The sequence below is a fragment of the Robinsoniella sp. genome, from assembly GCF_034124845.1.
In genome coordinates, this window is record NZ_JAWYAJ010000582.1 from 1 (window position 1) to 4,249 (window position 4,249).

General features: G+C 44.8%; 5 protein-coding genes. 1 reads left to right on the forward strand and 4 read right to left on the reverse strand.

What is annotated here, in order from left to right:
- From ACH2DQ_RS28685 to ACH2DQ_RS28700, 4 genes are all read right to left on the reverse strand, one after another.
- A partial coding sequence (locus ACH2DQ_RS28685) for a sugar phosphate isomerase/epimerase family protein (RefSeq protein ID WP_395028775.1) occupies positions 1–545 on the reverse strand: 545 nt, incomplete at its 3' end.
- Positions 546–712: 167 nt separating this feature from the next.
- Complete coding sequence (locus ACH2DQ_RS28690; RefSeq protein WP_394914670.1) at positions 713–1,720, reverse strand: Gfo/Idh/MocA family protein; 1,008 nt, start codon at positions 1,718–1,720, stop codon at positions 713–715.
- The gene (locus tag ACH2DQ_RS28695) at positions 1,717–2,889 is read right to left on the reverse strand and encodes a Gfo/Idh/MocA family protein (RefSeq protein WP_394914671.1); all 1,173 of its coding nucleotides are present in this window, start codon (positions 2,887–2,889) and stop codon (positions 1,717–1,719) included. The genes ACH2DQ_RS28690 and ACH2DQ_RS28695 overlap by 4 nt, the downstream gene beginning before the upstream one ends.
- A gap of 108 nt (positions 2,890–2,997) precedes the next feature.
- Positions 2,998–3,756, reverse strand: a complete 759-nt coding sequence (locus ACH2DQ_RS28700) for a sugar phosphate isomerase/epimerase family protein (protein WP_394914672.1) — start codon at positions 3,754–3,756, stop codon at positions 2,998–3,000.
- Positions 3,757–3,965: 209 nt separating this feature from the next.
- Between ACH2DQ_RS28700 and ACH2DQ_RS28705 the strand changes: the two genes are divergently transcribed.
- On the forward strand, positions 3,966–4,249 hold a 284-nt coding region (locus ACH2DQ_RS28705), incomplete at its 3' end, for an AraC family ligand binding domain-containing protein (protein WP_395028777.1).

Genomic DNA, 4,249 nt, shown 5'->3' on the forward strand with positions numbered 1-4,249 from the left:
ATGGCACCAAAATTTGGACCGTAGAATTCCTTCATCAAATCCAGACAGCGTATGGCTGTATCGCCGTAAATCCCTTTTTCGTTTTCATGGAGCAAGACCAGGTTTTTCTTTGCGGCATAATTCACCAGCAGTTCCACGCGTTTCAGGACTTCATCCCGATAGACCCCGGGAGCGCTGCCTTTGGGAAGATAGAAGCTGAACATCCGGATATAAGGTGTCTCAAAAATTTCAGCCAATTCTGTTATATGCTGAAATTGTTTAAAGTGGGATGTGAAATCATCCGTAACAGATATTTTTCCAATAGGTGAGCCTATGGCGGAAACAGCAATTCTGTTATGGTCCAGTTCTTTCTTTACCTGTAATGCCTCAGCAATGGTATAATCTGCAACGCCTTTATGATTGGCACTGCGGAATTCGATAAAACGTAATTCCAATTCTTTCAAAAGTTTTATCTGTTTTAAAAGGTCGGTATCAATTTCATCTGCGAAACAGGATATCTTTGCATTTTCCAACATAATTCGTAATCCTTTCTTTTTACTTTCCATATTTGTTATGTACTCCCAAACTAGATATACACTTCAAAACTAGATATACACTTCAAAACTAGATATACACTTCAAAACTAGATATACACATCCAAACTTATTATGCACATCCAAACTTATTATGCACATCCAAACTTATTATACATTTACAAATTTGTTATACACTTCTAAACTACGTTATCTATGAAAATTTCTTTCTGCGTTCTGGCGGATTCGTAAGAAGCAAGCATCAGACGGATGGTATCCTGTGTTCCAGCAAGATCCAGGGTAAACCGGCTGTTTTCACGAATGGATTTATAAAAATCTGCTATACAGCTCATGTGTCCGCTTCCCCAGTAGTCTTTCCCCAGTGCTTCCACGGAGGGCAGTTTGGGAGTTTCTATGCGCCCATCCCGATAGTAGTAAGTGACTGCGTGGTCTTCGATCCGAATGGTTCTGTTTTCACAGGACAGTTCGATTAGTGGAGGAACATTGTCACAGTAAGCGGTGGTTGCATAGAAGACGGCACCTGCATCTGGAAAACGAATGTAGGCTTCCAGTGTATCCTCCACATCAATTACCTCTTTTAAATGATGATTATGCATGACCGCGTCTACGCTTCGGGGTGTTCCCAGCAGATAAACCAGCAGATCCATCGTGTGGATGGCCTGGTTTATCAGTGCGCCGCCGCCTTCCGTGGCTTGTTTCCCTCTCCAGGTGCTTTCGGTGTAATAGGATGAGTCTCTTTCCCAGGTCACGATTCCTCTGGCACCTATGACATTTCCCGCGGCGTTGGATTCCAGCAGTTTTTTTACCAGGCAGATGCTGGGATTATAACGATTCTGAAAGCAAAATCCCAAATACTTTTCTGTGTGGAGAGAGAGCAGTTCATCCAGCTGTTGTCTTGAAATTACCGGAGGTTTTTCTGAAAAGACATGGACTCCGTGTTTAAGTGCATACAGCATCATCGGTACATGTAAATAGTGGGGTGTGCAGATATGCAGCACATCGGGTTTTTCCTTTGCCAGCATTTCTTCCAATGTGACGTAGGCATTACCTCCATATTGTTTTGCGAATTCCTGTGCCCGTTCCCCAATAATATCTGCAAAAGCAGCCAGGGTGATTCCATCCAGCCGGGAGATGCTTTCTGCGTGGACGTGGGCGATACTGCCGCATCCTACAATAGCCGCTCTCATGGTTTCCCCCCGGAACCGTAAGTTCCTTCTGTGTTAAATGTGATGTCCTCCACTTCTTTGATTTTAGAACCAGCCCGCAGCTGGTTTAATTTCTCCAGATACAGATTTTCATCAATTGGAAGCTCCACAGTTCTGCCCAGCCAGCCGGACAGGTACATTGCATTGGAAAGTGCAAGTCCGTTAATGCCTTCTTCGCCGTTTGCCACCAGGGGTTCTCCTCTTAAAATGTTTGCGGCAAATGCTCTTAAAACGCCTGTATGCTGTAGATTCTCTCCATCTGTAACGATATCGGTCCAGTGTCCGGCAGGAGGCTGGAAGCCCTCCCGGGTGGTAAAGCAGTATTCCCGTTCGCTGCAATCCAGTTCATAAAAGCGCAATAGATCATTTTCACAGACGATTTTACCTTTTTCCAGGGTGATTTCCAGACGATTGGTGCCGGGGGCATCCCCAGTTGTAGTTACAAATACGCCGGTGGCTCCATTTGGGAATTCCATATATGCAGTTACATCGTCTTCTACCTCTATATCATGCCATTTTCCCATATGACAGAATGCGTGTACCTTTGAGGGCATTCCGCAGATCCACTGCAGAAGATCCAGGTTATGGGGACATTGGTTAGTAAGCACGCCGCCGCCTTCTCCCGCCCAGGTGGCACGCCAACCGCCGGAATTGTAATACGCCTGGGTACGGTACCAGTCAGTTATAATCCAATTTACTCGCTTGACAGCCCCGTAATTTTGGCTGTGTACCATTTCATATATTTTACGGTACACAGGATTGGTGCGCTGGTTAAACATCATGCCGAAAACCCTGTCTGTTTTCCCGGCGGCTTCATTCATTTCACGTACCTGCTGGGTATATACACCCGCTGGTTTTTCACACATGGCATGGAGTCCGTGTTCAAATGCGTTTATGACTAAACGCGGATGGTCATAGTGGGGAACTGCAACCAGGACGGCATCACAGCAGCCTGCTTTCATCAGGCTGTCCCCATCAGCAAAGATCTGTACGTTTTCCGGGAGGTTTTCTTTTGCCCATGACCTTCTGGACTCCCGCAGGTCAGCTACAGCGGTTAATTCCAGCTCAGGGATATTTCCCGCATTCAGTGATAACGCGTGAGCACTGCCCATATTTCCGATTCCGATAATTCCAAGTTTTATTTTATCCATACTTTATACCTCATTTTTATACATCATTCTATCTTTTATTTTTCATGGAGGGCAGGGTGTGTCAGACTGATAAAGTGATTTTCCGAACACGCTCTGAATAACGGCATTCTAACGGTAACCTGCAGCAGCAAGATTGTCATAGCTTTTCTGCAGGCAGTCAAAGGGACTGGTCTGGCAGATATCCTGTTCTACCAGCAGATGTTTGCAGTTTGTATGTTCAAGGGTTTGCAGTATCTCAGTGAAGTTTAAGTTTCCTTCCATAACCGGTGCCATGATAGCGGTGCCATGATGAACTGCCATATCTTTCAGGTGAACGCAGGGAATCCGGTCTTTTAATTTTGTAATCCACTGGCATACGTCACCGCCTGCAGCCTGGATCCAGTAAGTATCCAGGGTAATGCCAAGTTCGTCCGGTGCAAATGCCTCCAGGAGATATTCCAGCATACGTATCTGTCCCAGTTTTTCAAATTCAAAGTTGTGGTTATGATACATAAAAAGCTTACCTGCAGCAGCCATTTTTTTAGCAGGTTCCAGATAATCATCGGCAAAATGAGAAATCCAGTCTTTGCTGCGGTATTTTTCCGGCATGCTGCCAAGTCCGATATAGTTACAGCCCAGTATATTGTGCTCAGCTATTAATGCATCCGTATCATATAGAATCCGGTCGGGACTATTATGGGTCAATACAATCGCCACCCCTGCTTCATCACATACCCCGCGGATCCGCTTGGCAGGAATATCCTTGCCGATGGCAGAAATCTGCACAGTTGTATAACCCATGGCTGCAATTTTCTGAATTGTAAATGTAAAATCTTTTTCCGTTTGGATATAATCTCTGACGGTATAAAGCTGTGCTCCTGTTATCATAATAATATCCTTTCTGTCCGGTTCATTTTCGTTTTACCGGAGCTTTGTAAAAACTATAGCCTATTTATCAGAAAAATACCATTGCCGGCAGAGGCGATTATATTGCAAATATCGCTCTGATGTTTTATAGTATTTTTATGCTATGGTTTCGTTAGAGCGTGACGCAGCTGCCAGAAAGCAATTTTAAACACGCTTAGGGAGGTTATGCAATGCCGGAAAATGAAAAAGAACAGGACAGCCGCTATTTGGAAATGATCAATGTGGGCTACAGCGATACGCAGTATCGGACGGAGCAGTATGATCTGCACTGTCACAATTATTATGAGGTGTTTTACTTTGTGGATGGAGATGCGGACTACCTGGTGGAAGGACAGCGATATTGCCTTACTTCCCACAGCCTTCTGCTGCTGTCACCCCATGTATTTCATGGAGTAAGAATTAATTCCGACAGCCATTACCGCAGGTATGCGCTTCATTTTCATCCGGATATCAT